Consider the following 23,670-nt stretch of genomic DNA (forward strand, 5'->3'; position numbering starts at 1 on the left):
TTGGGCGGTGACCTCGTCGCCGGAGAACCCGCCTGCGTACCCCTCACCGGCCCTGCTGACCGACAAGTACGAGCTGACCATGCTCGCGGCCGCGCTCGCGGACGGCACCGCCCACCGCCGTACCTCGTTCGAGGTGTTCGCGCGCCGGTTGCCCGACGGCAGGCGCTACGGCATCACCGGCGGGACGGGACGGTTCCTGAATGCGTTGCCGCAGTTCACCTTCGGCGATTCAGAGCTCGCCGCGCTCGAGAAGTTCTGCGACGCCGACACGCTCGCCTACCTGGCCGACTACCGCTTCAGCGGGGACATCGACGGTTATCCCGAGGGTGAGCTGTACTTCCCCGGCTCCCCCGTATTGTCCGTGCACGGCACTTTCGCCGAGTGCGTGCTGCTCGAGACACTGGTGTTGTCGATCTTCAACCACGACACCGCGATCGCCTCGGCGGCGGCCCGCATGGTCAGCGCTGCGCAGGGCCGCCCGCTCATCGAGATGGGATCACGTCGCACACACGAGTCCGCCGCGGTCGCCGCGTCGCGCGCCGCCTATCTCGCCGGGTTCACCGGATCGTCGAACCTGGAGGCCGAGCGCACTCACGGCGTGCCCGCGCTCGGCACCAGCGCCCACGCGTTCACCCTGCTGCACAGCAGCGCCGGCCAGTCCGCCTCTGACGGGGAGAAGGCGGCGTTTCGAGCGCAGGTCGAGGCGCTCGGCGTCGGGACGACGCTGCTGGTGGACACCTACGACATCACCACCGGCGTCGCGAACGCGATCGACGCGGCGGGCCCGGAGCTGGGAGCGGTACGCATCGACTCCGGCGATCTCGGTGTGCTCGCCCGTCAGGTGCGGGCCCAGCTCGACGGACTGGGCGCCACCGGTACCAAGATCGTGGTCTCCGGCGACCTCGACGAGTTCGCGATCGCCGCGCTGCGGGCCGAACCGGTCGACATCTACGGCGTGGGCACCTCGGTGGTGACGGGATCGGGTGCGCCGACGGCGAGCATGGTCTACAAGTTGGTCGAGGTCGACGGCCTGCCGGTGGCCAAGCGCAGCAGCCGCAAGGAGTCCCACGGCGGCCGCAAGCAGGCCGTGCGGCTGGCCAAGGAGTCGGGCACGATCGTCGAGGAGATCGTGTATCCCCGCGACGACGAGGCGGGTGACATACCGTCCGATCTCATGGCGCGGCCGGTGACGACGGAGCTCGTGCGCGAGGGCCGCGTGGTCGCCGATCTGTCGCTCGCCTCCGCCCGCGAACGTGTGCAGCAGGGATTGTTGAGCTTGCCCTGGGACGGGTTGAAACTGTCCAAGGGCGAACCCGCGGTCCCGACCCGGATGATCTCGCCGCGCGGGAGGTAGGCGGTGGGCACCCGGCCGGGCGAGGTCGCCGAGCTTCTCGCTGCAGCCGTCTCCGCCCTCGGCGGCGCGCATCGCGACGGCCAGGTCGCGATGGCCGAAGCGGTGGCGCAATGCTTCAACAGCGGTGAGCATCTGGCCGTGCAGGCCGGCACGGGCACCGGCAAGTCGCTGGCCTATCTGGTGCCCGCGATCGCCCACGCGCTGGCTGACGAGCGGCCCGTCGTGGTGTCCACCGCGACGATCGCGCTGCAACGCCAACTCGTGGACCGCGACCTGCCCCGGCTGGCCGATTCGCTGGCCCCGCACCTCCCCCGACGCCCGGAGTTCGCGCTGCTCAAGGGGCGCGGAAACTATCTGTGCCTGAACAAGATCCACAACGGAGCAGCAGAAGCCGGTGACGATCAGCCGCAGGACCAGCTGTTCAATCCCGTCGCGTCCAGCGCGTTGGGCCGCGACGTCGCCCGCCTGACCGCATGGTCTGACACGACGCAGACGGGCGACCGCGACGACGTCGTACCCGGTGTGCCGGACCGCGCCTGGTCGCAGGTGAGCGTGTCCGCGCGTGAGTGCATCGGAGTGTCGCGCTGCCCCTTCGGCAGCGACTGCTTCGCCGAGCGGGCCCGCGACCGCGCCGCCGACGCCGACGTCGTGGTCACCAATCACGCGCTGTTGGCGATCGACGCGATCGGCGATGCCAACGTGCTGCCCGAACACGACCTGCTGGTGGTCGACGAAGCCCACGAACTGGTGGACAGGGTGACCGGCGTGGCCACGGCCGAACTGTCGGCGACTGCCCTCGGGGTGGCGCAGCGACGGGCCGCCCGGGTGGTCGACGCCGAGCTCGCCGAGCGTTTCGAGGCCGCCTGCGCCACGTTGACCTCCGCACTGTTCGACGCGCGCGCCGGCCGCATCGACGTCCTCGACGAGGAGCTCGGGAGTTACCTGAGCGTGCTGCGCGACAGCGCGAGCCGCGCCCGCACCGCAGTCGAGACCGCGCCGAACGATCCCAAGACCGCCACTGCGCGCGCCGAGGCCGCGACCGCGCTCGGCGACGTCGCTGACACGGCCTCCCGGATTCTCGCCTCGTTCGTGCCCGCGATCCCCGACCGCACCGACGTCGTCTGGGTCGAACACATCGAGGACGCGCGCTCCGGCAATCGCACTCTGCTTCGGGTGGCGCCGCTCTCGGTCGCCGGGTTGCTGCGGGCCCGCCTGTTCGGACCCACCACCGCGGTGCTCACGTCGGCGACATTGACCGTGGGCGGAGATTTCGACGCGATGGCCGCGGCCTGGGGGTTGACCGGTTCGACCGAGGCCGAGATCGGCTGGCGCGGGATCGATGTCGGCTCGCCGTTCGATCACGCCCGGTCGGCGATCCTCTACGTCGCTGCGCACCTGCCGCCGCCGGGCCGCGACGGCGTCGGCGCGGCCGAGCAGCTCGACGAGATCGCCGGTCTGATCGAGGCGGCGGACGGACGCACGCTGGGACTGTTCTCCTCGATGCGTGCCGCGCGGGCGACCGCCGAGATCATGCGCGGCCGGCTGACCACCCCGGTGCTGTGTCAGGGTGAGGACAGCACTGCCGCGCTGGTCGCGCGTTTCGCCGCCGACGAGCAGACCTCACTGTTCGGCACCCTCTCGCTGTGGCAGGGCGTCGACGTTCCGGGTCCGTCGCTGTCGCTGGTGCTGATCGACCGGATACCGTTCCCCCGCCCCGACGATCCGCTGCTGACGGCGCGTCAGCGCGCCGTCGCCGCGCGGGGCGGCAACGGCTTCATGGCTGTCGCCGCCAGCCATGCCGCGCTGTTGCTGGCCCAGGGCGCGGGCAGGCTGCTGCGCCGCGTCGACGACCGCGGGGTGGTCGCGGTACTCGACTCCCGGATGGCGACCGCACGCTACAGCGGCTACCTCCGATCGTCGCTGCCGCCGTTCTGGGCGACCACCGACGGTGATGCGGTGCGCGCCGCGCTGCGGCGGCTGCACGAGGCGGGCTGAACCGAGGTTCGGCGACTGCCCGGCGGCGGACGCGCCCGGTCGTTATTGTCGACCTCGCTGGAACGACCCGAAAGGCGGCGTCATGGGGCGATCACGGCAGGTACTGGGCGTTCTGATCGGTGTCGGGGCCGTGCTGTGCGCCTCCTGCTCGACAACTCTGCAGGGCAACGCCGTATCGGTGTTCAGTGACCCGTTTTCTGTGGCCGGGATGCCGGCCACCGACGGACCCACCGGCTTGCGCCCGAATGCTGAGGGGCCGAGCCGCACGGTGGAGGGCACCGACGGCGGGGACATCGACAACCTGGCGGCGAGCGCCGTGAGCGACATCGAACAGTATTGGGAGAGCGCGTTTCCGGAGACCTTCGACGAGGGGTTCACCCCGGTCAAGGAATTGATCTCCTGGGATGCAGGGGGTTTCGACGGGACCTTCTGCGGCGACAGCACCTTTGGTCTGATCAACGCCGCGTACTGCTACCCCGACAGGACGATCGGCTGGGACCGAGGCGAACTGCTGCCGGGGCTGCGCCGTGCCCACGGCGACATCGGCGTGGCGATGGTGCTGGCCCACGAGTACGGACACGCCGTGAGTCGCGCCGCCAAGCTGACCACCAACGGCACGCCGACGCTGGTCGCCGAACAACAGGCCGATTGCCTGGCCGGTGCCTACATGCGCTGGGTGGCCGAGGACAAGTCGCCGCGGTTCTCGTTGAGCACCGGAGACGGGCTGAACAATGTCCTGGCCGGCGTGATCTCGTTCCGCGATCCGCTGATGCAGCAGGGCGACCCCGAGGCGGGCGTCGACGAACACGGCTCGGCCTTCGAACGGATCTCGGCATTCCAGTTCGGCTTCACCGATGGCCCGGCGGCGTGCGCAGGAATCGACATGCGGGAGATCGGCCAGCGGCGCGGCGACCTTCCGGTCCTGCTGCCCGAGGACCAGTCCGGCGAGTTGGCGATCGACGAGAGTTCGGTGCGCTCCATCGTCGACGCGATGGGAATCCTGTTCTCCCCCAAGGCTCCTCCCGCGCTCAGTTTCGATGCGGCGGCAGCCGAGACGTGCGCGGACGCGCGTCCGAGCCCACCCGCGTCGTACTGCCCGGCCACCAACACCATCGTCGTGGACCTGCCTGCGTTGACTGCACTCGGCGCGCAGGACGCCGAGGGCGGCCTCGCCTCCGGCGACAACGTGGCCTATTCGGTTCTGGTCTCGCGCTACATGCAGGCGATTCAGCAGGAGCGCGGCGGGGTGGCCCTCGACAACGCCGAGGCCGCATTGCGCACCGCGTGCCTCACCGGCGTCGCGACGGTCAAGATGTCCAAGCAGGTCACCACGCCCGACGGTGCGACGATCGCCCTGACCGCCGGCGATGTCGACGAGGCGGTGTCGGGCCTGCTCACCAACGGGTTGGCCGCCAGCGACGTCAACGGCGAATCCGTGCCGTCGGGGTTCTCCCGCATCGACGCGTTCCGGGTGGGTGTACTCGGGGACGCCGACCGCTGCTTCGCCCGCTTCCGCTGAGTCACCCAGCCAGCGTCACCAGCCCCAACTCGTTGTCGCCGGCCAGCAGTCGGTGGTGGGGCAGCACGCGCACGGTGTATCCGACCGGACCCGTGACCGGCAGCGGCGTGCTGGCGGTGAACAGGTCCTCACCGGCGTCGGTCTTCCCCGAATGCGTCATCGGGATCGTCACCGGATTCACCAGTGCGTCACCGGTATCCACGCGTCCGAGAACGGCCTGCACGGTCACCTCGTCGGGCCGGAGGTCCTCCAGGCAGACCCGCGCGGTGAGCGTCAGTTCCGACCCGAGCAGCGGCGTGTCGGGCAGCCCGTAGCTGTCGACCTCGACGACGCGAACGTTCGGCCACGCCTTGTGCACCTTCTGCCGGTACAGCGCGAGCTCCCGCGCCGCGCCGAATGGGCCCTCGGTTTCGACACCGGGCTCGATCGACTGCCGCAGAGCGCGGGCCGCCGGCAGGTAGTAGCGCTCGGTGTAGTCCTGCACCATCCGCGATGCCAGCACCTTCGGACCGAGCACCTGCAGGGTGTGCCGCACCATCTCGACCCACCGGGTCGGCACGCCACGCTCGTCACGGTCGTAGAACTTCGGCGCCACCGCTCGCTCGAGCAGGTCGTACAGCGCGGCCGCCTCCAGGTCGTCGCGCCGGTTCTCGTCGGCCAGTCCGTCGGCTGTCGGTATCTCCCAACCGTTTTCGCCGTCGTACCACTCGTCCCACCAGCCGTCACGGATCGACAGGTTGAGTCCGCCGTTGAGCGCGCTCTTCATCCCCGACGTGCCGCAGGCCTCCAGGGGTCTCAGCGGGTTGTTCAGCCAGACGTCGCAGCCGTGGTAGAGCGTGCGCGCCATCGACATGTCGTAGTCGGGCAGAAACGCGATGCGATGCCGGACGTCGGCCTGGTCGGCGAACCGCACCACCTGCTGGATCAGCGCCTTGCCGCCTTCGTCCGCCGGGTGCGACTTGCCGGCGACGATGAGCTGGACCGGGCGCTCGGGATCGAGCAGGAGCCGCCGCAGCCGCTCGGGATCGCGCAGCATCAGGGTCAGTCGCTTGTAGGTCGGCACTCGGCGCGCAAACCCGATGGTCAGCACATTCGGATCGAAAGCCGTTGCGATCCACTTCAATTCGGCATCTGCAGCGCCACGTTCCAGCCAGGACCGGCGCACCCGGTCCCGGACGTCGTGCACCAGTGCCTCCCGCAGCTGCGATCTGATCCACCACAGGTGCCCGGGATCGACCTCGTGCAGACGCCCCCACGTCTCCGGCTCCTGCAGCGAGCTCAGATCCTGGGTGCCGAGCAACTCCCGCCCGAGCTCCAGCCACTGCGGGGCCGCCCACGTCGGGGCGTGCACCCCGTTGGTGATGGACCCGATCGGCACCTCGGCCGGATCGAAGCCGGGCCACAGATTGTTGAACATCTCCCGGCTCACGCGGCCGTGCAACAGTGACACGCCGTTGGCGCGCTGCGCCAGCCGCAAGCCCATGTGGGCCATGTTGAATTTCGTCGGGTCGTCCTCGGCGCCGAAGGCGAGGATGCGCTCGACGGGGACGCCGGGCAGCAGTCGCGAGCTCGAGCCACCGGGGTCGGCGCCGAAGTACCGCGCGACCATGTCGACCGGGAACCGGTCGATGCCGGCCGGCACCGGGGTGTGGGTGGTGAACACCGTCGACGACCGGACCACCGTCAGCGCGGTGTCGAAGTCCAGCCCCGCCTCGATCAGCTCGCGGATGCGCTCGGCGCCCAGGAACCCGGCGTGCCCCTCGTTCATGTGGAAGACCTCGGGCGCGGCCAGCCCCTCGATCTGGGTGAACGCCCGGATCGCGCGCACGCCGCCGATACCGGCCAACAGTTCCTGGCGGATGCGGTGCTCCTGGTCGCCGCCGTAGAGCCGGTCGGTCACCGACCGCAGCTGGTGATCGTTCTCGGGGATGTCGGAATCGAGCAGCAGCAGCGGGATGCGGCCGACCTGGGCGATCCAGACCCTGGCGAACAGCTCGGCGGAGTCGGGAAGCACGAGGCTCACCAAGACGGTCTCCCCCCCGGCGTCGGTGAGCAGGCGCAGCGGCAGACCCTGCGGATCGAGCAGCGGGTAGTTCTCGTGCTGCCAGCCGTCGGCGGTCAGCGACTGCCGGAAGTAGCCCGACCGGTAGTGCAGCCCCACCGCGATCAACGGCAGCCCGAGATCCGAGGCCGATTTGAGATGGTCGCCGGCCAGGATGCCGAGCCCGCCGGAGTAGTTCGGCAGCACCTCGGCAACGCCGAACTCCATCGAGAAGTATGCGATGCCGTTGGGCAGCACAGGCGCCACACCGGAATCCGCGTCGTTGACCTGCGCGAGCTGCTGGTACCACAGCGGACGGCTCAGGTAGTCGTCCAGATCAGCGGCCAGCGCTGCCAGGCGTGCGACGAAGTGCTCGTCGTGGGCCAGCTCCTCCAGCCGCTCGGGGCTGACGTGACCGAGCATCGCCACCGGGTCCGCGCCGACGAGTTTCCACAGCTCGGGATCGATCGTCTGGAACAGATCCTGGGTCGGTTTGTCCCATGACCACCGCAAATTGATCGACAGCCGCTCGAGTGCGGCCAGCGGTTGCGGGAGGTGGGCGCGGACGGTGAACCGACGGAGAGCTTTCACGCGTGCTCACGTTACTGCCGCGACGCCCGCCCATGGGTGACGCGCTGCACTTCGCCTCTCCCGCGGGGTTGAGGCTGACACTACGGTGGGTATAGGCGCGACAAGGGTGCACGACGAGGTGTGAACCAGACCATCCAACGACGGCGCGCGGCCGGGGTCCAGACCGTAGGCCGCGCTCGACCTGCAACGTATTAGGGAGTGCTTGAGTGACCGCCGGTCGGATCGAAATCGACGACGTCCAGCCTGTGGTGTCCGGCGGGCGATTCCCCGCCAAGGCGGTGGTCGGCGAAGTGGTTCCTGTGACCGCGACGGTGTGGCGAGAAGGCCACGACGCGGTCGCGGCCACGCTGGTCGTCCGCTACCACGGCACCGGCTATCCGGCTCTGGCCGATGAGCCACCGGGTCGCAGCAAGACCATCGAACCCGTCCCCATCGAGGAGGTCGTCACGTCGTCGTCGGCCCGCATTCGCCCGTCGGCCCTGCCGATGGCCACCGGCCGCACCCCCGACGTGTTCCACGGCCAGTTCACCCCCGACGCGGTCGGGCTCTGGACGTATCGCGTCGACGGGTGGGGTGACCCCATCGCCACCTGGCGTCACCACGTGATCGCCAAGCTCGACGCCGGGCAGAGCGAGGCGGAACTGTCCAACGATCTGCTCGTCGGCGCCAAACTGCTCGAGCGCGCGTCCACGGGCGTACCGCGGCAGATGCGCTACCCGCTGATGGAGGCGGCCGAACGGCTCCGCACCCCGGGCGACCCGTACTACCGCGCGGGCGCCGCGCTGTCCCCCGAGGTCACCGAACTCGTCGAGCAGTATCCGCTGCGCGAGCTCATCACCCGCGGCGAGGCACACGGCATCTGGGTGGATCGGCCACTGGCCCGCTTCAGCTCGTGGTACGAGTTCTTCCCGCGGTCCACGGGCGGCTGGGACAGCTCCGGCAACCCGGTGCACGGCACCTTCGCCACAGCCACCAAGGCGTTGCCGCGGGTGGCACGCATGGGCTTCGACATCGTGTACCTGCCGCCGATCCACCCGATCGGCAAGGTGCACCGCAAGGGGCGCAACAACAGCGTCACCGCCGGCCCCAACGACGTGGGCTCGCCGTGGGCGATCGGCAGCGACGAGGGCGGGCACGACGCCGTCCACCCGGACCTGGGCACGATCGACGACTTCGACGACTTCGTGGCCGCCGCCCGCGGCGAAGGGCTGGAGGTCGCCCTCGACCTCGCGCTGCAGTGCGCGCCCGACCATCCGTGGGCCAAGACGCACCCGGAGTGGTTCACCGTGCTGCCCGACGGCACGATCGCATACGCCGAGAACCCGCCGAAGAAGTACCAGGACATCTATCCGCTGAACTTCGACAACGATCCGACGGGCCTCTACGAGGAAGTCCTTCGCGTTGTGAAGTTCTGGGTGTCGCACGGCGTCAAGGTCTTTCGCGTCGACAACCCGCACACCAAGCCGCCGAACTTCTGGGCCTGGCTGATCGGTGAGGTCAAGAACGTCGACCCCGACGTGTTGTTCCTCGCCGAGGCGTTCACCCGCCCGGCACGCCTGTTCGGGCTGGCCAAGCTGGGATACACCCAGTCGTACACGTATTTCACGTGGCGCACCGCGAAGTGGGAGCTGACCGAGTTCGGCCAGTCGATCGCCGAGCACGCCGACTACGCGCGGCAGAGCCTGTGGCCGAACACGCCGGACATCCTGCACGAGAGCCTGCAGCACGGTGGGCCGGGAATGTTCGCGATCCGCGCCGCTCTGGCCGCCACGATGAGCCCGACCTGGGGCGTGTACTCCGGCTACGAGCTGTTCGAACACCGCGCCGTTCGGGAAGGCAGTGAGGAGTACCTCGACTCGGAGAAGTACGAACTGCGGCCCCGCGACTTCGACGCTGCCCTGGCCGACGGTGAATCGCTCGAGCCGTTCCTGACCCGGCTCAACGAGATTCGCCGGTTGCATCCCGCGCTGCACCAGCTCCGCACGATCACGTTCCATCACATCGACAACGACGCGTTGCTGGCGTACAGCAAGTTCGACCCGGTCACCGGTGACCAGGTGCTCGTCGTGGTGACGCTCAACCCGTTCGGACCCGAAGAGGGCACGGTGTGGTTGGACATGGGCGCACTGGGAATGGATCAGCAGGAGCGTTTCTGGGTACGCGACGAGATCACCGGCGAGGAATACCAGTGGGGTCAGGGCAATTACGTGCGTCTGGAACCCGCCCGCGCGGTGGCGCACGTGCTCAACATGCCCCAGGTCCCGGCTGACCAACGAATGAACCTACTGCGTAGGGAGTGACGAGATGGCCAAAGCGTCCGATGTGACCAAACAGATCGACAGCCCGCACCTGCGGCCGCACACCGCGGATGTGAATCGACTGCTCGCCGGCGAACATCACGACCCGCACTCCGTGCTGGGCGCCCACGAGTTCGACGATCACACCGTCATCAGGGTCTACCGCCCGCACGCGGTGACGGTGGCCGCCCTCATCGGCGGTACGCGGTATCCGCTGCAGCACATCGAAGCCGGACTGTTCGCGGTCGCGGTGCCGTTCACCGACCTGATCGACTACCGCCTCGAGGTGGACTACTCGGGCGAGGACTCCGGGTTCGTACACACCGTGGCGGATCCGTATCGGTTCCTGCCGACGCTCGGCGAGGTGGATCTGCACCTGTTCGCCGAGGGCCGCCACGAGCGACTCTGGGAGATCCTGGGTGCTCATCCCCGCACGTTCGAGACTCCCGACGGCGTCGTCAGCGGGGTGTCCTTCGCCGTGTGGGCACCGAATGCCAAGGGCGTCAGTGTGATCGGCGACTTCAACCACTGGGGCAACGAGGCCCAGATGCGGGTGCTGGGCTCCACCGGCGTGTGGGAGTTGTTCTGGCCGAGCTTCCCGGAGAACGGCCTCTACAAGTTCCGCGTGAACGGTGCCGACGGCGCGGTCACCGAGCGGGCCGATCCGATGGCATTCGCCACCGAGATCCCCCCTCAGACGGCGTCGAAGGTGTTCGTCAGCGACTACACCTGGGCCGACGACCAGTGGATGGCTGAGCGGGCGCTCCGTAACCCGGTGTTCGAGCCGATGAGCACCTACGAGGTGCACCTGGGCTCGTGGCGGCCGGGGTTGAGCTATCTCGAGCTCGCCGAGCAACTCACCGACTACCTCGTCGAGCACGGATTCACCCACGTCGAGATGCTCCCCGTCGCCGAGCACCCGTTCGGCGGCTCCTGGGGCTACCAGGTGACCTCGTACTACGCGCCGTCCTCGCGGTTCGGGACGCCCGACGAATTCCGCCACCTGGTCGACACGCTGCACCGCGCGGGTATCGGAGTGATCGTCGACTGGGTGCCCGCCCACTTCCCGAAGGACGCGTGGGCGCTGGGCCGCTTCGACGGCACGGCGCTCTACGAGCACGGCGATCCCCGCCGTGGCGAACAGTTGGACTGGGGCACTTACGTTTTCGACTTCGGTCGCGCGGAGGTCCGCAACTTCCTGGTCGCGAATGCGCTGTACTGGCTGCAGGAGTACCACGTCGACGGACTGCGGGTGGACGCCGTCGCGTCGATGCTCTACCTCGACTACTCCCGCCCCGAAGGCGGCTGGACGCCGAACGTGTATGGCGGCCGGGAGAACCTGGAGGCCGTCCAGTTCCTGCAGGAGATGAACGCGACCGTCCACAAGATCAACCCCGGCATCGTGACGATCGCCGAGGAGTCGACCTCGTGGCCCGGGGTCACTCGGCCGACAAACCTTGGCGGCCTTGGTTTTTCGATGAAGTGGAACATGGGCTGGATGAACGACACGCTGGAGTTCATCAAGCGCGATCCCATCCACCGCAGTTTCCACCACGGCGAGATCACGTTCTCGATGATCTATGCGTTCAGCGAGAACTTCGTGCTGCCCATCAGCCACGACGAGGTGGTGCACGGCAAGGGCACGCTGTGGGGCCGTATGCCGGGCAACGACCACATGAAGGCAGCCGGCATTCGCGGTCTGCTGGCCTATCAGTGGGCGCATCCGGGCAAGCAGCTGCTGTTCATGGGGCAGGAGTTCGGACAGCGCGCCGAATGGTCCGAGGAGCGTGGGGTCGACTGGTGGCAGCTCGACGAGCAGGGCTTCTCTGACGGCATTCTGCGGATGATGACCGATGCGAACGGCATCTACCGCAGCCGTCGGGCGCTGTGGTCGCGGGACACCAAGCCCGAGGGCTACTCGTGGATCGATGCCAACGACTCGGCGAACAACGTGCTGAGCTTCCTACGCTTCGGCGATGACGGCTCGATGATGGCCTGTGTGTTCAACTTCTCGGGTAGCGAGCACAGCAGCTATCGGCTCGGCTTGCCGCACGCGGGGACATGGCGCGAGGTCCTCAACACCGACAGCGACAACTACCACGGGTCCGGCATCGGCAACTACGGAGCCGTCGAGGCGACCGACGAGCCATGGCACGGGCGCCCCGCATCAGCGGTCATGGTGCTGCCGCCACTGGCGGCACTGTGGTTCGAGCCGGAGCAGCCCGCCTGATCTCCGGCGACCAGACGCACCCTCGAGTGTTTCGAGCCTGATTCACTCGAGGGTGCGTCTGCTCGCGGAGAAAAGTCAGTAGAGCGCGTTGGCCAGATTGCGGCGCCCGGCGATCACCTCGGGGTCCGCGGGATCGAAGAGGTCGAACAGTTCGATCAGCCGGGTACGGACGCGGGCGCGTTCGTCGCCCGCGGTGCGCTTGATCAGCCCGGTGAGTCGGTCGAACGCGGCGGCCACGTCCTGCTGGAGTATCTCGACGTCGGCGGCCGCCAACGCCGCATCGATGTCCGTCGGAGCGGCGTCGGACCGGGCCACCGCATCCTGAGGGTGCGTCGTGGCGCGCTGCAAGAAGTCGATCTGTCGCACCGCACCCTTGGCCTCGGCGTGCTGCGGGTCGGACTCCAAGATCGCTTGATAGGCGCTGCGGGCCGCGTCGAAATCACCCTGATCGAGCAGGGCGCGTGCATTGTCGAGCGCCGGATCGGACTGCTCCTCGTCGCCGGCCGCGGGGCCGCCGCTGAGCTTGCCTGCCGTCGCGTCGAGCAGCGAATCGATCCAGCGCCGCAGTTGGTCCGGCGGCTGCATGCCCTGGAAGCTCGACAGCGGCTGACCGGCGGCCAGCGCGACCACGGTCGGAACGGCCTCGACGCCGAACATCTGCGCCACCCGAGGCGTGGTGTCCACGTTCACGGTGGCCAGCGACCACTTTCCGCGGTCGGCTCCGGCGAGCTCGCCCAGGACATCGGCCAATTGAACGCTGGAGTCGCTGCGCGGTGACCAGAGCAGCACGACGACAGGCACTTCGTTGGATCGCACGAGGACTTCGGCCTCGAAGTTGCCCTCGGTCACGTCCACCCCGCCCCGCGCGCCTGCCGCGGGTGCGGAGCGGGCGTCGGAACCGGTGGCCGACCGCTGTTTGAGAGCTGACAGATCGACTGCGCCCGCCAGGGCAGGCGAGATGCGGGGTCCAGGACGTGTCACGACAGCAAGTCTGTCACGACTCTCCTCAGGTGGTTTCGGGCGCCGCCCGACGCGACTGCCCGGCATGCGCACCGACCTGATCCGACCCCGCCGCGTGGCCCATCCGCCCCGTGCGATCAGCCCATATGAGGAAGATCACACTGGCCAATGGCACAATGCTGCCCAGCAACGCCAGCAACCATGTGCCGAGCCTCCACCTGAGCGCCAGACCGGTGAACACCGCCGCGATGACGAAGGCGATGAACACGCCGCCGTGGATCGGTCCGAAGATCTTCACCCCGACCTCGGTGCGGGGCGTGCCCAGGTATTTGAAGTACATGCCGACCAGCAGGCCGATCCAGGACAGTGCCTCCGCGAAGGCGATCAGCCGGAACCACGCCGCGGCGTTGCGGACGTCGAATGCGCGAGTCATGGCGCCATTGTGCCGCAGCGCCGCACCAGCTACTACAGCGTGTCGTTGAGGATGCCGTGGGCGACTACGGCCGGCGCAGAATCAGCGCGTCGCCCTGTCCGCCCGCTCCGCAGAGCGCGGCGACTGCGTAACCGCTGCCCCGGCGGGCCAGTTCGAGCGCCGCGTGCAGCGTGATGCGAGCCCCCGACATGCCGATCGGATGGCCGATGGCGATCGCGCCTCCGCTGCGGTTGACCTTGTCGGGGTCGACGCCCAGCTCCTTCGTCGAGGCCAGCGCGACCGCGGCGAACGCCTCGTTGATCTCGATGACGTCGAGCCGATCGAGCGAGATCCCCTCCTTGGCGACCGCCTTCTTGATGGCGTTGGCCGGTTGGCTCTGCAGCGTCGAATCCGGTCCGGCGACCACGCCGTGGGCGCCGATCTCGCACAACCAGGACAGCCCCATCTCCTCGGCCTTCGCCTTGCTCATCACGACGACGGCGCAGGCGCCGTCGGAGATCTGCGAGGCAGAACCTGCGGTGATGGTGCCGTCCTTGCGGAACGCCGGACGCAACCCGGACAGTGACTCGGCGGTGGTGTCGGCGCGGATGCCCTCGTCCTCGGTGAACTCGACAGGGTCGCCCTTGCGCTGCGGGATCGCGACGGGCACGACCTCATCGGCGAAGACGCCGTCCTTCCAGGCCCGGGCGGCTTTCTGGTGCGAATTCGCCGCGAACTCGTCTTGTTCGGCGCGGGTGAACTTGTCGACGTCGTTGCGCTGCTCGGTCAGCGCGCCCATCGGCTGGTCGGTGAAGACGTCGTGCAGCCCGTCGTAGGCCATGTGGTCGACCGCGGTCACGTCGCCGTACTTGTAGCCCGACCGGCTCTTCATCAGCAGGTGCGGCGCCTGCGTCATCGACTCCTGGCCACCGGCCACCACGACGTCGAACTCACCGGCCCGGATCAGCTGGTCGGCCAGCGCGATCGCATCGATGCCCGACAGGCACATCTTGTTGATGGTGAGCGCGGCGACGTCCCAACCGATGCCCGCGGCGACCGCGGACTGACGCGCCGGCATCTGGCCCGCGCCGGCGGTGAGCACCTGGCCCATGATCACGTACTCGACAGCGGACGCCGGCACCCCGGCCTTCTCGAGTGCCCCGCGGATGGCAACGGCGCCGAGATCGCTTCCGGAGAAGTCCTTCAGCGAACCCAGCAACTTGCCTACGGGAGTACGAGCCCCAGCAACGATCACCGACGTCGTCATGACTACCTCCACCTGAGTTTCGAGCGACTGCCGAGAGGCTATCTCTAGGGCCGGAACTATTCGAAACCGATCTTGTTAGGTAACTTCGCTGTTATGACCGCCGAGCAGACTGACGCCCGTCCTGTCCTGGCCACCGCGCTGGTCACCGCTGTCGATCACGTGGGCATCGCGGTGCCCGACCTGGATGCGGCGATCCGGTGGTACCACGACCATCTCGGCATGATCGTGCTGCACGAGGAGGTCAACGAGGAGCAGGGCATCCGCGAGGCGATGCTCGCGGTGCGGGGCGCTCCGGTGGGCAGCACGCAGATCCAGTTGATGGCCCCCATCGATGACGAGTCGACGATCGCGAAGTTCCTCGACAAGCGCGGCCCCGGCCTGCAGCAGTTCGCGTACCGGGTCAGTGATCTCGATGCGTTGAGCGAGCGGCTGCGCGAGCAGGGCGTGCGGTTGATCTACGACGCGCCTCGGCGCGGCACCTCGAATTCGCGCATCAACTTCATTCATCCCAAGGACGGCGGCGGCGTGCTGATCGAGCTCGTCGAACCTGCCGCAGATTCGCACTGACGCGTAGCGACACAACAGGTCACGACCAGCGACGCGTAGGTCCCCGGGTCGCGCGGTTGGCCCAGCACGGTGTGTGCCAATGCCGGCGATCGTCTGCGCCGGCGTCCCCCGAATCGGCCGGCCATGCCACCACATGGGCGACACCGGGCCGGATTTCCTGATCACAGCCCGGGCAGCGGTACACCTTGATTGCTCGTGACCCCGGCACCGTCCGAACCTCGTAGTCGAAGCCGTCAGGGCCGATCTCGATCCGCCGCGGTGCGGGCAGCGGCGGATGCTGCCGTGGCTTGCGTGCCGGGCGGCGGCCCATCAGAACAGTCGGAACTCGTCGTTGTCCATCCCGCGCATCTTGTCGTAATCGAGTGTGAGGCAACGTATTCCACGGTCAGTGGCGAGCGTGCGGGCTTGCGGTTTGATCTGCTGGGCGGCGAACACCCCGGCCACCGGCGCCAGTAGCGAGTCCCTGTTCATCAGCTCGAGGTAGCGGGTGAGCTGCTCGACTCCGTCGATCTCGCCGCGCCGCTTGATCTCCACGGCCACGGAACGGCCCTGCTCGTCGCGGCACAGCAGGTCGACCGGGCCGATCGGGGTCATGTACTCGCGGCGCACCAGCGTGTAGCCGGCGCCGAGCAGTTCCACGTGTTCGGCGAGCAACACTTGCAGGTGCGCCTCGACGCCGTCCTTGACCAACCCGGGGTCGACACCGAGTTCGTGACTGGAGTCGTGCTCGATCGACTCCACGGTGATGCGCAGCTGCTCCCCCGCCTTGTTCTCGACGACCCACACCGGGGTCTCACCGTCGGCCTGCTCGGAGACCCAGCAGGGCGGCGACATCCAGTTCAGCGGCTTGTAGGCGCGGTCGTCGGCGTGCACACTCACCGAGCCGTCGGACTTGAACAACAAGAGTCGCTTGGCCGACGGAAGATGGGCGGTGAGCCGGCCGACGTAGTCGACGGTGCAGTGGGCGATCACGAGACGCACCGATCCACCATAGATGGCCACCGGGAGTCACTAGGCTGACGCAACATATGAACGCCACGACGAGCGTGCCGCATCGGTTGGGCAAGGTGCTGGAGCGGGTCACCCGGCAGAGCGGGCGGCTGGACACGCCCGATTACGGCTCGTGGCTGCTGGGCCGGCCAGAAGAGGACCAGCGCCGCCGCCGGGTCCGGATCCAGGTCATCCTGACGTTCTTCCTGCTGTTCACCAACATCCTGGGCATCGGGGTGTCGCTGCTTCTCAACACCGTCGCCATCCCGGTGCCGAGCGTGTTCACCGATGCACCCGCATGGTTGACGTTCGGCGTAGTGCCCGCGTACCTCTTCGTGGCGCTGATCCTCGGCACGGTGTGGATCACGGCCCGAACAGTGAATTCGCTGCGGTGGGCGCTCGAGGAGCGCACACCCACCCGGGAGGATCAGCGCAACGTGTTCCGAGCGCCGGCCCGCGTCGCGAAGAGCGCGCTCATCCTGTGGGGCGTCGGCACCGCATTGCTGACCCTTCTCTACGGCCTGCAGGATTCCGCCTTCATCCCCCGCTTCCTGTTCGCGGTGGGCTTCCCGGGCATCGTCGTGGCGACCGCCTGCTACATGATCACCGAGTTCGCGCTGCGGCCCGTCGCCGCGCAGGCGCTCGAGGCGGGCCGCCCGCCGCGCCGGCTGACGCATGGCGTGATGGGGCGCACCATGACGGTCTGGCTGCTGAGCTCTGGGGTCCCGGTATTGGGCATCCTGCTGCTGGCGATCTTCTCCCTGTCGCTGAGCAACCTCACCAGCACCCAGTTCGCGGTCGCGGTGATGATCATCGCGTTGGTGGCGTTGATCTTCGGCCTGATCCTGATGTGGCTGTTGTCCTGGCTGATCGCCACCCCGGTGCGCGTGGTGCGGTCGGCGCTCAAGCAGGTCGAGGACGGGGACCTGGACTGCAATCTCGTGGTGTTCGACGGCACCGAACTCGGTGAGCTGCAGCGCGGCTTCAACGCGATGGTGCACGGCCTGCGAGAGCGGGAGCGGGTGCGCGATCTGTTCGGCCGCCACGTCGGCCGGGAGGTCGCGCTGGCCGCCGAGAAACAGCAGATCGAGCTGGGCGGCGAGGAACGCTATGCCGCCGTCATCTTCATCGACATCATCGGGTCGACCAAGCTGGTGACGGGGCGGCCGGCCGTGGAGGTGGTGGAGCTGCTCAACCGCTTCTTCGACGTCGTCGTCGACGAGGTCGACCGGCATCACGGGCTGGTCAACAAGTTCGAGGGCGACGCCGTGCTCGCGGTGTTCGGCGCGCCGGTGCCGCTGGACAACCCCGAAGCAGAGGCGCTGGCCGCGGCGCGCGCGATGGCGCGGCGGTTGCGCGCCGAGGTGCCGGAGTGTGAGGCGGGCATCGGCGTCGCAGCCGGTCAGGTCGTGGCGGGCAACGTCGGCGCCAAAGAGCGGTTCGAGTACACGGTGATCGGCGAGCCGGTCAACGAGGCGGCCCGGTTGTGTGAGCTCTCCAAGAAGGTCGACGGACATCTTGTCGCGTCGTCGGCCGCGGTGACCAAGGCGACCGAGGACGAACGTGAGCGCTGGGCCCTCGGCGAGACCGTGACCCTGCGGGGACACTCCGAGCCCACCCGCCTGGCCACGCCGGTCGGTGAGCCCTGATCGGTTCGCATGTCTCGATGCGACATTTACCGGTGTCGGGATCGGTGATGGACAGCGAGCAGGCGGACCTCCACGATGGTGGGCGCGACCCGAGGAAGGCGTTGAGATGACGTTGGATGTGGCCGAACTGGCTGAGCTCTCCGCCGCGGTCAGCGACCTGTTGGCCGACACATGCACCGAGGCCGACGTGCGCCGCGTCATGGACTCCGAGGACGGGTTCAATCGCGCGCTGTGGGCTCGACTGGCCGACCAGGGTGTGCTCGGCATGCTGGTCGCGCCCGAGCACGGCGGACTCGGATTCGGCGCCGCCGAAGTGGAGGCAGTCGCCGAGGAGACCGGCGCGGCGTTGCTGCCCGCACCGTTCATCTCCAGCTCCGTGCTGGCCGTCGCACTGATCAACGCGGCGGGTTCCGACGAGGACAAGGCACGGCTGCTGCCCGGGCTGGCCGACGGGACGACGATCGCGACGGTGGCGTTGACCGGGCCGGCAGGATCGTGGACGCCCGACGGGGTCGACGTGCGTGCGGGCGCCGATGGCACCCTCACCGGCACCGCCCACTACGTCACATGGGGCCACGTCGCCGACGTGGTGCTGGTCGTCGCGCGGACCGACGACGGCATCGGGGTGTTCGAGGTCAGTCCGGCCGCACCGGGATTCGATCTCAGAGCCGCAACGGTTTTCGACCCGACCGTCCGTCTGTCGACGATCACGCTGACGAGCACCCCTGCGCGCAGGCTCGGAACCGCCGGCTGGGCTGCCGTGAGCGACGCACTGGCTCTCGCGGTGATCGCTTCCGCGGGTGAGCAGGTCGGCGGCGCGCGGCACATCTTCGACATGACCGTCTCCTACCTCAAGACCCGCATCCAGTTCGGTCGCCAGATCGGCAGCTTCCAGGCGCTCAAGCACATGGCCGCGGACCTGCTCATCGACGTGGAGAACGCGACATCCGCGGCACGCCACGCTGCCGCCGAGCACACCGATGCCAGCGGAAATTCCGACGGTGCAATTGCACTGGCGGGGTTCACCTGCGCGGAGGCCTACCACACAGTGGCACTGCACGCGATCCAGATGCACGGCGGGATCGCGTTCACCTGGGAACACCCCGCGCACCTGTACCTGCGACGTGCCCGCACCGGACTGCACATGTTCGGCGGCACACGTCTGCACCGCGAACGCTACCTTGCCGCGAAAGGTGCCTGAGATGGCCGAGACGACACCAGAGACGGAACCGGAGACGGCACTGCCCGGCGCCGACGAACTTCGCTCCGAGGTTCGGGAGTGGTTGCGCGACAACTGGTCTCCGCTGCCCGCGGGCGGCGATCCGTGGACCAGCTCGCCGGCGCGCGTCGCATGGCTCGAGAAAGTTCTCGCCGCCGGATACGCGGTGCCCACCTATCCCGTCGAGTGGTTCGGTCGCGGTTATCCCGCGACGCTGGCCGCGGTGATCTCCAAGGAGTTCGCCGCGGTGAAGGCGCCGGGCTCCTCGCAGGACAGGTACAACATCCCGGCCAACACCGTGCTCGCGCTGGGCACTGCCCGACTGCGCGACGAACTGCTGCACGACTTCCTCGTCGAGCGTGCGCGCACCTGCCTGTTGTACAGCGAGCCCGGTGCCGGGTCGGACCTCGCCGCTGTCCGCACCACGGCGGTGAGGGAGGGCGATCGATGGATCGTCAACGGCCAGAAGGTCTGGACGTCCGGCGCTCAGACGGCTCAGTACGCGCTTCTGCTGGCGCGCACCGACTGGGACGCGCCGAAGCACAAGGGGCTCAGCCTGTTCATGCTGCCGATGAAGCAGGCCGGCATCGACGTGCGTCCCCTGGTGCAGATCACGGGCGAGACGCATTTCAACGAGGTGTTCATCACGGACGCCGTGGTGTCCGACGATTATCTGCTCGGTGGTGAGGGCAACGGGTGGCGCGCGCTGCAGACCGCGCTGGCTTACGAGCGCTCGATCATGGGTGACAGCAACCGCGGCTCGCGAAACCGTGCGGCGGACAGTCTGATCGAGATGGCCCGTAACAACGGTGTCCTCGGCGATCGCGCGGTGCGTGACCGGTTGGCGACCGTGCTGGCGATGCGAGAGCTCAACCGGCTCAACAACACACGCGCGAAAGCCAATGCAGGCCAGGGCACGTCCAGTTCGATCATGTCCCTGGGCAAGCTCGCGATGTCGCGGATTCTTCACGCCGAGGCGGCGTTGAAGACCGAGATCGTCGGCGCCCAGGCGCTGCTGGCGGGCCCGGAGAACCCGGTGGCCGACGACGTGAACTTCCTGACCCTGAACGCGTTCTTCACCTCGATCGGCGGCGGCACCGACCAGATCCAACGCAACATCATCGGCGAGCGGGTTCTGGGATTGCCCAAGGAACCCGAACCCGATCGCGACATCCCGTTTCGTCAGGCCCGCCGAAGCTGACCGCTGTGCGCACAGAAACTGCTGCCTACGATCCGCCGCTGGCGGGTGTGCGAATCCTGGACGCTGCGACCGGCCCCATGACCGCGGTCGGCCGCCTCTACGCCGACCTCGGCGCCGACGTCACCGTGCTACGCATACCCGGTGTCACCGTCGACGACGTTGTCTTCCCCCAGGTCGGCCCCCACGTCGCCTCCGTGCACGTGCAGAGCGCGATCAATCGCCACGGGCTGCCCAGCGTCGACATCGACCTGTCAACAGCCGAGGGCCGCAAGCGATTCGACGCACTCGTGGCCGACACGGACATTCTCATCGAGAGCGCCCGCCCGGGTTCGGCCGCGGAGGCGGCGCTGTCGGTGCGGACGCTGCGGACCCGGCACCCCGCCCTGGTCATCCTGTCGATCAGCGACTTCGGGCGCGACAACGACTGTGCGCACTGGCAGGCCACCACACCGGTTCTGCTCGCACTCAGCAGTGAGCTGTCGCGGTCCGGCGTTCCCGGTCGCGCCCCGCTCATCCCACCGGGGGAATTGCCCTACCAGGTGGCTGCCGCCCAGGCTGCGGCGACGACGCTGAGCGTGCTGCTGGACCGGTTACGTTCCGGGGAGGGCGATCTCATCGACTTCGCGGTGCTCGACGGCGCGATGCAGACCCTCGATCCGCCGTTCGGGTCAGCAGGCAGTGCGTCCGCCGGTGTCGCGGTGAGCGCTCAGCAGCGTGACTGGAACGCCGAGCAGCAGCGCTACCCCATCTTCGGCTGCAAGGACGGCCACGTTCGAATCTGCATTCTGTCGAAACGGCAGTGGCGTGGCATGTTCGCCTTGATGGGCAGTCCGCAGGAATTCGCCGACCCGTCCTACGACAAGCTCGGCAAGCGGTTTCATTCACCACATCTACAGGAGGCGATCGAACGGTTCTGCGCCGACAAGACCCGCGCCGAACTCGAGGAGCGAGCGCAGGCCCACGGCGTGCCGGCCGCCGCGGTGTTGACGCTGCCCGAGGCGCTGGCCGCCGACCACTTCACCACCCGCGGATTCTTCCGCGACGTCGAACTGGCCCCGGGTGTGGTGGCGCCGGTCCCGGCCGGTGTCTGCGAGATCGACGGTCACCGCGCGACGGCGAGCCGGCCGGGCACGTCGGAGCGCGTCGTGTCGGCACCCGTCCTGGGCGCGCGGGACCGCAGCGGGCAGGGTCTGCCGCTGGAGGGTCTGCGCGTCCTGGATCTGGGCGTGATCGTGGTCGGCGCCGACACGGGTCGCTTTTTCGGTGACCTCGGTGCCGACGTCGTCAAGATCGAGCACTCCGCCCACCCCGACGGCCTGCGATTGGGCAAGCCGACCGCGATTACCCAGCCCTACGCGGCCGGGCACCGCAACAAACGCTCGATCGGCATCGACCTGCGCTGCGCCGAAGGCAGGGCGCTGGCGCACCGCTTGGTGCAGTGCAGCGACGTCGTGCTCAACAACTTCAAACCAGGCGTGGCAGCCGCTTTGGGCATGGACCATGCGACGTTACGTCGGATCAATCCCGAGGTCGTGGTCGTCGATAGCTCGGCATTCGGCCCGACAGGGCCGTGGGCGGCGCGCCTCGGCTACGGACCGTTGGTGCGTGCCGCGGTCGGCTTCACCAACCTGTGGGTGTATCCGGGTGAGCCCGACACGTTCTGCGACACCGTGACCGTCTATCCCGATCATGTGGCGGCCCGCATCGGCTCGTTGGCCGCACTGGCACTGCTGATCCGCCGCGAGCGCACCGGAACCGGTGGGGCGGCCAGCATTTCGCAAGCCGAGGTGATGCTCACCCACCTCGCGGCCGACATCGCCGCCGACGCGCTCCGACGATCGGGACACGTCGCGCGCAGTCCTTCGGTTCACGACGCCGCGTGGGGTACGTACGCGGCGGCCGGTGAGGACCGGTGGGTGGTCGTGACGCCTCGCCGCGATGACGAGATCGCCGCACTGGCAGCGGTCGTCGGCGCCCCCGGCATCTCGGGGAGCGAACTCGACGACGCAGTGACGACGTGGGTGGCGGAGCGCTCCGCCACCCGGGCGATGTCCGAGCTGCAAGCCGCGGGTGTCCCTGCCGCTGCGGTCCTGCACGCCGACGAGCTGCCCGGGTTCGGCTACTACCAGCAGCGCAGATCGTTCCGTGAGGAGTTGCACCCGTTCGGCTCCGCACCGTTCGTCATGGAGAACGTCCAGATCCACTGCGCGCATGTCGCCGACCCACCGATGAGGCAGGCGCCCCTGCTCGGCGAGCAGACCGCCGAGATCGCCGCGGAACTTCTCGGTCTGGGTCCGGCCGAGATCGCCGCGCTGCACGAGCGCGGGGTGCTGGAGACGCCGCAGATCGACGCTACCGTCCCGCTGTAGGGGAACCCCGGTTCGGCGATCTCGTAGCATGCCCGTAGGTCTCGAACGGGCAGGGAATGGACATCGACTTCACCAGGCTCAGGTATTTCGTCGCTGTCGCCGACGAACTGCACTTCACCCGCGCGGCGGAGAAGTTGATGATCACGCCTCCCCCGCTGAGCAAGCAGATCAAGTTGCTCGAAAAAGAATTAGGCGGAGAACTTTTCGAGCGCCGGTACCACGAGGTGCGGCTGAGCCCGCTGGGTCAACGGCTAATTGGTCCGGCGCGGGAGATCCTGCGCCAGGTCGAGGACTTCAAGGCGGCGGCTGTGCACGGCGTACGCGGACTCGCTCCGCTGCGGGTCAGCGCTACCGCCTACGCGCCGTCGGATTTACTCGGCCACCTCGAAGCCGTGATCGCAGAGCTTCCGCATCCATCGGAGTTCAGCATGCCCGGCTCCGCGGCGGAGGTGACCGCGGCGTTGATCGCGGGGCGGGCGGAGCTCGGCTTGATCCACTTGCCCGCGACGGACAAGCGCCTGCACTCCCGGGTGGTCGCCACCTATCAGGGCGGGATCGCGGTGCGCTTCGACGATCCGCTGGCGGGCAGAGACAAGGTGACGATCGAGGAGTTGCGCGACCGCGAGGTCGCGATCGACTTCGCGCGGCCCAATCCTGTGGTGCTCGCCGGCCTGATCCGACGCCTCAATCGACGGGGCATCCATCGGGTCGTGCGCACGACGAACCGGCGCGGCGGCGAAGTGGAGATGGCCACCCAGGTCTTCAACCGGCACCTGGTCGCCGTGGTGAGCTATGCCCCCGACTCGTTCATCGGGAAGATCTTCTCTCCGCCCGAGTTCGCGCTGATACCCGTCGACGAGAGCACCTGGGCGCCGGCGGAGATCGCGTTGGCGTGGGTGCCGGAGCGGCTGGGCGACCGGCTGGGCGATGTGCAACGGATGATCAAGCAGATCGCCGACCGGTTGGGCCCGGTGCGCCGCAGCGTCTGAACTGCGATGTCGCTTTTCCG

At 68.4% G+C, this 23,670-nt stretch carries 17 protein-coding genes; 11 read left to right on the forward strand and 6 right to left on the reverse strand.

What is annotated here, in order from left to right:
• Nucleotides 1-7 precede the first annotated feature (7 nt).
• From ACZ50N_RS17640 to ACZ50N_RS17650, 3 genes are all read left to right on the forward strand, one after another.
• Nucleotides 8-1,354, forward strand: a complete 1,347-nt coding sequence (locus ACZ50N_RS17640; RefSeq protein ID WP_464473424.1) for a nicotinate phosphoribosyltransferase — start codon at nt 8-10, stop codon at nt 1,352-1,354.
• A 3-nt stretch (nt 1,355-1,357) separates the two neighbouring features.
• The gene (locus ACZ50N_RS17645; RefSeq protein WP_046361409.1) at nt 1,358-3,349 is read left to right on the forward strand and encodes an ATP-dependent DNA helicase; all 1,992 of its coding nucleotides are present in this window, start codon (nt 1,358-1,360) and stop codon (nt 3,347-3,349) included.
• 82 nt (nt 3,350-3,431) lie between these two features.
• Nucleotides 3,432-4,868 carry a neutral zinc metallopeptidase gene (locus ACZ50N_RS17650; RefSeq protein WP_048423792.1) on the forward strand — a complete coding sequence of 479 codons (1,437 nt, stop codon included), beginning with the start codon at nt 3,432-3,434 and terminating at the stop codon, nt 4,866-4,868.
• 1 nt (nt 4,869) lies between these two features.
• On the opposite strand, the gene glgP is transcribed toward ACZ50N_RS17650, so the two are convergent.
• On the reverse strand, nt 4,870-7,500 hold the full coding sequence (gene glgP / locus ACZ50N_RS17655; RefSeq protein WP_464473425.1) for an alpha-glucan family phosphorylase: 2,631 nt from the start codon (nt 7,498-7,500) through the stop codon (nt 4,870-4,872).
• 206 nt (nt 7,501-7,706) lie between these two features.
• On the opposite strand from glgP, the gene ACZ50N_RS17660 reads away from it, so the two are divergent.
• Both ACZ50N_RS17660 and glgB read left to right on the forward strand, forming a co-directional pair.
• Nucleotides 7,707-9,800: an alpha-1,4-glucan--maltose-1-phosphate maltosyltransferase gene (locus ACZ50N_RS17660; protein WP_133414899.1), complete on the forward strand. Its 2,094-nt coding sequence runs from the start codon at nt 7,707-7,709 to the stop codon at nt 9,798-9,800.
• 4 nt (nt 9,801-9,804) lie between these two features.
• Nucleotides 9,805-12,027 (forward strand): 1,4-alpha-glucan branching protein GlgB, encoded by a 2,223-nt coding sequence (gene glgB / locus ACZ50N_RS17665; protein WP_048423794.1) that lies wholly within the window; start codon nt 9,805-9,807, stop codon nt 12,025-12,027.
• Nucleotides 12,028-12,102: 75 nt separating this feature from the next.
• Here the strand turns inward: glgB and ACZ50N_RS17670 are convergent, their stop codons facing one another.
• The 3 genes from ACZ50N_RS17670 to ACZ50N_RS17680 form a co-directional block, all read right to left on the reverse strand.
• Complete coding sequence (locus tag ACZ50N_RS17670; RefSeq protein WP_048423795.1) at nt 12,103-13,008, reverse strand: tetratricopeptide repeat protein; 906 nt, start codon at nt 13,006-13,008, stop codon at nt 12,103-12,105.
• Nucleotides 13,009-13,033: 25 nt separating this feature from the next.
• Nucleotides 13,034-13,420 carry a DUF3817 domain-containing protein gene (locus ACZ50N_RS17675; protein ID WP_048423796.1) on the reverse strand — a complete coding sequence of 129 codons (387 nt, stop codon included), beginning with the start codon at nt 13,418-13,420 and terminating at the stop codon, nt 13,034-13,036.
• 64 nt (nt 13,421-13,484) lie between these two features.
• Nucleotides 13,485-14,666 (reverse strand): acetyl-CoA C-acetyltransferase, encoded by a 1,182-nt coding sequence (locus tag ACZ50N_RS17680; RefSeq protein WP_464473426.1) that lies wholly within the window; start codon nt 14,664-14,666, stop codon nt 13,485-13,487.
• A gap of 93 nt (nt 14,667-14,759) precedes the next feature.
• On the opposite strand from ACZ50N_RS17680, the gene mce reads away from it, so the two are divergent.
• Entirely contained in the window at nt 14,760-15,233 is a 474-nt protein-coding gene (gene mce / locus ACZ50N_RS17685) for a methylmalonyl-CoA epimerase (RefSeq protein ID WP_048423798.1), read from the forward strand.
• Nucleotides 15,234-15,252: 19 nt separating this feature from the next.
• Here the strand turns inward: mce and ACZ50N_RS17690 are convergent, their stop codons facing one another.
• Nucleotides 15,253-15,543, reverse strand: coding sequence for an Rv1322 family protein (locus tag ACZ50N_RS17690; RefSeq protein ID WP_046361400.1), 291 nt, complete (start codon nt 15,541-15,543; stop codon nt 15,253-15,255).
• Nucleotides 15,543-16,214 (reverse strand): endonuclease NucS, encoded by a 672-nt coding sequence (gene nucS, locus ACZ50N_RS17695; protein ID WP_048423810.1) that lies wholly within the window; start codon nt 16,212-16,214, stop codon nt 15,543-15,545. Before nucS ends, ACZ50N_RS17690 begins: the two co-directional genes overlap by 1 nt.
• A 47-nt stretch (nt 16,215-16,261) precedes the next feature.
• On the opposite strand from nucS, the gene ACZ50N_RS17700 reads away from it, so the two are divergent.
• The 5 genes from ACZ50N_RS17700 (at nt 16,262) to ACZ50N_RS17720 (ending at nt 23,650) form a co-directional block, all read left to right on the forward strand.
• Entirely contained in the window at nt 16,262-17,872 is a 1,611-nt protein-coding gene (locus ACZ50N_RS17700) for an adenylate/guanylate cyclase domain-containing protein (RefSeq protein WP_048423799.1), read from the forward strand.
• Nucleotides 17,873-17,978: 106 nt separating this feature from the next.
• Nucleotides 17,979-19,073 (forward strand): acyl-CoA dehydrogenase family protein, encoded by a 1,095-nt coding sequence (locus ACZ50N_RS17705; protein ID WP_048423800.1) that lies wholly within the window; start codon nt 17,979-17,981, stop codon nt 19,071-19,073.
• Nucleotide 19,074: 1 nt separating this feature from the next.
• A complete protein-coding gene (locus ACZ50N_RS17710) occupies nt 19,075-20,292 on the forward strand; it encodes an acyl-CoA dehydrogenase family protein (RefSeq protein ID WP_133414905.1) in 1,218 nt (405 codons plus the stop codon).
• Nucleotides 20,293-20,297: 5 nt separating this feature from the next.
• Nucleotides 20,298-22,661, forward strand: a complete 2,364-nt coding sequence (locus tag ACZ50N_RS17715) for a CaiB/BaiF CoA-transferase family protein (RefSeq protein ID WP_464473427.1) — start codon at nt 20,298-20,300, stop codon at nt 22,659-22,661.
• A gap of 56 nt (nt 22,662-22,717) precedes the next feature.
• Nucleotides 22,718-23,650, forward strand: coding sequence for a LysR family transcriptional regulator (locus ACZ50N_RS17720; RefSeq protein ID WP_464473428.1), 933 nt, complete (start codon nt 22,718-22,720; stop codon nt 23,648-23,650).
• Nucleotides 23,651-23,670 lie beyond the last annotated feature (20 nt).

The sequence above is a fragment of the Mycolicibacterium obuense genome, from assembly GCF_055397605.1.

What these genes read in the sequence shown, in the direction of transcription:
- ACZ50N_RS17700 (WP_048423799.1), top strand. Translation starts at nt 16,262, where the DNA reads ATGAACGCCACGACGAGCGTGCCGCATCGGTTGGGCAAGGTGCTGGAG.
- ACZ50N_RS17650 (WP_048423792.1), top strand. Translation starts at nt 3,432, where the DNA reads ATGGGGCGATCACGGCAGGTACTGGGCGTTCTGATCGGTGTCGGGGCC.
- ACZ50N_RS17705 (WP_048423800.1), top strand. Translation starts at nt 17,979, where the DNA reads ATGACGTTGGATGTGGCCGAACTGGCTGAGCTCTCCGCCGCGGTCAGC.
- ACZ50N_RS17675 (WP_048423796.1), bottom strand. Translation starts at nt 13,420, where the DNA reads ATGACTCGCGCATTCGACGTCCGCAACGCCGCGGCGTGGTTCCGGCTG.
- glgB (WP_048423794.1), top strand. Translation starts at nt 9,805, where the DNA reads ATGGCCAAAGCGTCCGATGTGACCAAACAGATCGACAGCCCGCACCTG.
- ACZ50N_RS17710 (WP_133414905.1), top strand. Translation starts at nt 19,075, where the DNA reads ATGGCCGAGACGACACCAGAGACGGAACCGGAGACGGCACTGCCCGGC.
- ACZ50N_RS17720 (WP_464473428.1), top strand. Translation starts at nt 22,718, where the DNA reads ATGGACATCGACTTCACCAGGCTCAGGTATTTCGTCGCTGTCGCCGAC.
- mce (WP_048423798.1), top strand. Translation starts at nt 14,760, where the DNA reads ATGACCGCCGAGCAGACTGACGCCCGTCCTGTCCTGGCCACCGCGCTG.
- ACZ50N_RS17690 (WP_046361400.1), bottom strand. Translation starts at nt 15,543, where the DNA reads ATGGGCCGCCGCCCGGCACGCAAGCCACGGCAGCATCCGCCGCTGCCC.
- ACZ50N_RS17680 (WP_464473426.1), bottom strand. Translation starts at nt 14,666, where the DNA reads ATGACGACGTCGGTGATCGTTGCTGGGGCTCGTACTCCCGTAGGCAAG.